The organism is Bacillus sp. 05T31, from assembly GCF_056396725.1.
Map to the genome: position 1 here is coordinate 1 of NZ_JBFTMA010000287.1, position 5012 is coordinate 5012.

Here is a 5012-nt window from a genome sequence, read left to right on the forward strand (position 1 = left end):
AACAGACATCGAATACAGAACTATCGATTCACATATTCGTAATATACGGGATAAGTTACGCAAAAAAGGATTTCCAGTTGAAGATTACTTAGAAACTGTCTATAAAGTCGGATATAAATGGAAAAATGAATAATTACTTCGGTCAGTGGACAATAGTATACCACTGACCCTTTATCCTGCATTAATGGGCAATAAGGCTCCAATTAATGCGGGATAATAATCCGTGGAATCTCCAAAATTTCACTTTATATAAAATAAGGTATGGTGAGAAAATGAGTAAACTTTCCCTTAAAATTGGGACATACTTTTTAATATTAGCTTTATGTATTGAAACAATTGCTTTCGTATCTTTTTATAAAAGCCTTTCAAAAATGCGGGTTGAAGAGGAAACAGTTGCTCTATTAGAGAAAGGCAATCGGTATCGTAACAAAATTGTAAACCGTGCAAAATGGGATGAGCATTCTAAACAAAAACCAAACATCGAACTTCCTAAACGCCCTTGGTATCAAGAGTTCACTATCGAGCATGCAGCTGAAGAATTAATTGGMTCAGAATTAATTGCTAATACCGATATCACTATCATTATAACTGACAATAACGGCAAAATCATTTCCACCTCAGAACCCGTAACGAAAGAAATGCAAAAACAACTTACTTGTAAAACGGAAACTATTCCTAAAAGCGGGTTGATTGTAGAAAAAAACTGGAAAAAATCGAAATTCATCTCAACAGTAAGCCCACTTGAAATAGATGGATTTCAAGGTAACTTACATATGTTATTAAAGACATCTTTCTTAGAAAATATGTTACTTAAACTCATGAATCAATTTCTTATCATTAGTATTTTGACAATTATTTTAACAACTATTTCTGTCTTTGTTTTTTCTCGGGTTATTACAGAACCKCTTATAAARATGAARMGRGCKACWGAAAAAATGTCSAAATTRAAYAAGCCRATTCAATTAGGAATTAAACGAAATGATGAACTTGGAAGCTTAGCAAAAACGATTGAAGATTTATCTAGTGAACTTACGTATATGAAAAAAGAACGAAATGAATTCCTCGCTAGTGTCGCTCACGAATTATTAACTCCATTAACCTATATGAAAGGTTATGCGAAGGTAGCAAAGAGAGACTCTTTAACGAAAGAAGAACGTGAAGAATACTTACAAATCATTGAAGACGAAACCGATAGTGTAACTGATCTCGTACAAGATTTATTTATGCTTGTACAATTAGAGCAACATCAATTCGTTATTAAAAAACAAAAAATGCTCCTTAGGCCATTTTTAGAACGAATGRTTGAAAAAACAAAAACAACATTAACSAACAAACAAATASAAATTCACGTATACTGTAAAAATGATTTAGAAGTTTGTATAGATGAACGACGTATGGAGCAAGTGCTGTTAAATTTATTGCACAACGCTTATCAACATTCACCAGAAAACACTTCTATAACAATACGTGTACTATCGAGTACGAATACTTTTACAATAAGTGTACAAGATGAAGGTGAAGGTATTCCTGAAGAAGATATCCCACATGTTTTCGATCGCTTTTACCGTGTCGATAAATCCAGAACACGAGCTACAGGTGGAAAAGGTATCGGACTGGCTGTTGCAAAAGAAATTGTAGAACTTCATAATGGTTCTATTGAAGTTAAAAGCGAATTAGAAGTCGGAACAGAATTTATAATTGAATTACCATTTGAATAATATATGCGTGAAATCACCAGTAGTAKTCAACACTACTGGTGCTATTTTATTTATAAAACCARCTMWTATAAGCTAAGCTTTTGAAATTATTCTTATTTCAATATAAAATATAAGTACAACTGTAAAAGATTTGGAGGGTGATATAATTGGATATCCATGTATTAACAAAAGATGAAGCGGAAATTTACTTAGAACTTCGAGTAGAAGGATTAAAACAAAACCCGGAAGCTTTCAGCTCTTCTTATGAAGATATTATTAATAAAGAGTGTGCTATTGAATATAAAGCCCAAAAATTAGCACAAGATGAGAACTATACACTAGGTGCATTTAAAGATGGAAAATTAATCGGAGTTGCAACACTGGAAACGAAACCATATGTAAAACAAGAACATAAAGCGAAAATTGGTTCAGTATACGTGTCTCCAAAAGCACGCGGACTTGGAGCGGGAAAAGCACTTATTAAAGAATGTCTTGAGCTTGCTAAATCTTTAGAAGTAGAGCAAGTTATGCTTGATGTTGTTGTCGGAAACGATGGTGCAAAAAAACTTTATGAGTCATTAGGCTTTAAAACATTTGGCGTGCAAGAACGTTCATTAAAATATAACGGACAATATTGGGATGAAGAGCATATGGTTCTTTTCCTAGATGAAGAAAAGTAATAAAAAAACATCCTCCATTTATGAGGATGTTTTTTTACTTTCTTGTAAACCATGCTGTATATAATAATTGAATGGCCTCTTCAATTTCTTCCTCTAATAAAGTCGCRAATCCAAGCAATACTGTACTTTTGGGAGAAGTCCCTTCCTTATAATATATCGAAGCAGGATACACTTTAATACTCCTTTCAGCTGCAGCTTCCATTAATTCTTTCTCTTCYATCCCATTATGCACTTTTAATAAAATATGTAGGCCGGAATCTTCCCCTATTACTTCAATGCGATTAGAAAAATATTTTTCTAATACCGAAACAAGACGGTCTCTCTTCTTTCGGTACACAACACGCATTTTATGAATATGTTTTTCCCAATGCCCGTCATTTAAAAATTTCCTAATGATCTCTTGATCCATTCTTGAAACGCTTTGTGTGTAAAATAAATATTGYTSTTGATACTTTTTAATCAATTTCTTTGGTAACACCATATAGCTCATCCGTAATGATGGCAACAATGCTTTAGATAGCGTCCCCATATAAATAACTTTCCCRTCTSTATCTAACCCTTGCAGYGCYGGWATMGGTTTTCCYGAATARCGAAATTCACTATCRTAATCATCYTCAACAATATAYCTWCCTTCTTCTTTYTYCGCCCATTGTAAMAGCTGCATCCTTCTCGTGATAGGCATAATCATCCCATATGGAAACTGATGAGAAGGTGTAACAAACACAATATTAGCTGAACTATTTTCTAACTCTGAAATACAAATACCATCTTTATCTAAAGATAACATTTGAACATTTTGTTCACCCTGTTCAAAAACAACCATCTTTCGGTGGTAGCCTGGATTTTCAACTGCATAACCACTTCCTTTTAACAATTGAAATAACAACTTCACTAATATTTGCGTACCAGCTCCGATTACAATTTGACTAGCCGAACATCGCACACCTCTAGATTCATACAAATAGCTCGCGATTGCTTCTCGTAAACTTACCTCCCCTTGCGGATGTCCAATAAAAAGTAAATCTTTATTTTCAAATTGCCATACCTCGTTCGTAATTTTTCGATATACATGAAACGGAAAAGTGCTAGTATCCACACCCGTTTGAGTGAAGTCAAATTTATACACCTGCTCTTGAAAAGGTACTTCCCCTATTACCTCTTCGCTACCTTCCGCATGAATCATTTGCTCGATTTCACATACAAAATAACCTTTTCTAGAAATCGACTCAATATATCCTTCRGCAAGAAGTTGYTCATAAGCTGCCTCTACTGTATTTTTACTTACTTGTAAATATGTTGCTAGCTTCCTCTTAGCCGGTAATTTCGTAAAAGCCGGAATCGTTCCATCTTTAATCTCTTTTTTTATATACTCATACAATTGTACATACAATGCCGTCTTACTATTTGCATTCAAATTAGGCGTTAATTCTAACACAATAACTGACCCCTTTCAAAAATACATAACTGATACTTTTTACAGTACCAGAAGTTCTATATAATTCCTTTTATCATGTAACGCATTAATAATCAAATACTAGAGAGGAGRTGCATGATAATGAACAAAAGTAGACGTATTGGACTCATTATGATTATTACAGGAGCCACATTATGGGGATTATCTGGACCGATGATTCAATGGCTATTTCAACATACTAACGTATCATCACTTGATTTTTTAACAATTCGCTTGTTGCTTGCAGGAATATTTATCTTGTCTTTCTTACTAATAAAGAAACAAAACATATTTCAAATTTGGAAACACCCTAGACATTCTATACAGCTTATTATTTTCTCTATTCTTGGCATGCTCGGTGCGCAATACGCCTTTATCGAAACAGTTCATATTAGTAATGCCGTAACGGCAACGCTATTTCAATTTCTAGGYCCTGTTCTTATTACYATTTACGTTGCGTTTGAGCAAAAGAAATTCCCTGCTTCTATGCAAATACTCGCAATTATAACTGCTCTAACAGGGACATACTTTATTATTACAAACGGTTCAATTGAAAATATTGTTTTATCTAAAGCAGCTATTACTTTCGGCCTATTAACAGCGATTGGTTTTGCGTTTTATACCCTTCATCCGGCTTCCCTTATTAAAGAATGCGGAACAACTATAGTAATTGGCTGGGGGATGTTAATTGGAGGGATTGCACTGCTTATTTGTAATCGTTCTTTTGGGTGGAATCAGATTTCGCAAACTTTCATACTTCAAACTTTTTCTATGCTTATTCTTATCATTATAAGTGGCACTCTTTCTTTCCTTCTTTATATCGGGAGTCTTAAATATTTAGCAGCAACAGAAACAAGTATTTTATCTAGCATTGAACCACTTGTAGCTGCCATCGTTTCAATCGCTTGGCTTAATGAATCTTTTGGAGCATATCAATTATTAGGCGGAGTATGTATCGTCCTTTCTGTTATTTTCTTAACAATGCCTCAAAAAGAGAGAGAACCAACCTTTTCAACTGAACAAATATAAAGTGAAACTTTAATCAGTGGGGGGGTCCATCCCCCACTGATTATTAGCCCTCACCAATTGGGATAGAAAATGTCAAAAGAGGTCGTACAAAACTTACGACCTCTTTTTATAATTTAAAGGAATTGTCTCGTCTTCTAGCAAATACAATTACAC

5 protein-coding genes are annotated in these 5012 nt (G+C 34.1%); 4 read left to right on the top strand and 1 reads right to left on the bottom strand.

What is annotated here, in order from left to right:
• The 3 genes from AC1DJR_RS17095 to AC1DJR_RS17105 all read left to right on the top strand — a co-directional run.
• Nucleotides 1–133 (top strand): winged helix-turn-helix domain-containing protein (locus AC1DJR_RS17095; protein ID WP_477003094.1); only part of this gene is annotated, 133 nt, incomplete at its 5' end.
• A gap of 139 nt (nt 134–272) precedes the next feature.
• Complete coding sequence (locus AC1DJR_RS17100; protein WP_477003091.1) at nt 273–1718, top strand: HAMP domain-containing sensor histidine kinase; 1446 nt, start codon at nt 273–275, stop codon at nt 1716–1718.
• A 146-nt stretch (nt 1719–1864) separates the two neighbouring features.
• Entirely contained in the window at nt 1865–2377 is a 513-nt protein-coding gene (locus AC1DJR_RS17105) for a GNAT family N-acetyltransferase (RefSeq protein ID WP_105586161.1), read from the top strand.
• A gap of 34 nt (nt 2378–2411) precedes the next feature.
• Here the strand turns inward: AC1DJR_RS17105 and pdxR are convergent, their stop codons facing one another.
• Nucleotides 2412–3812 carry a MocR-like pyridoxine biosynthesis transcription factor PdxR gene (gene pdxR / locus AC1DJR_RS17110; protein ID WP_477003092.1) on the bottom strand — a complete coding sequence of 467 codons (1401 nt, stop codon included), beginning with the start codon at nt 3810–3812 and terminating at the stop codon, nt 2412–2414.
• 120 nt (nt 3813–3932) lie between these two features.
• Here pdxR and AC1DJR_RS17115 point away from each other — a divergent pair, with 120 nt between their 5' ends.
• Nucleotides 3933–4859 (top strand): DMT family transporter, encoded by a 927-nt coding sequence (locus tag AC1DJR_RS17115; protein WP_477003093.1) that lies wholly within the window; start codon nt 3933–3935, stop codon nt 4857–4859.
• The last annotated feature ends 153 nt before the right edge of the window (nt 4860–5012 follow it).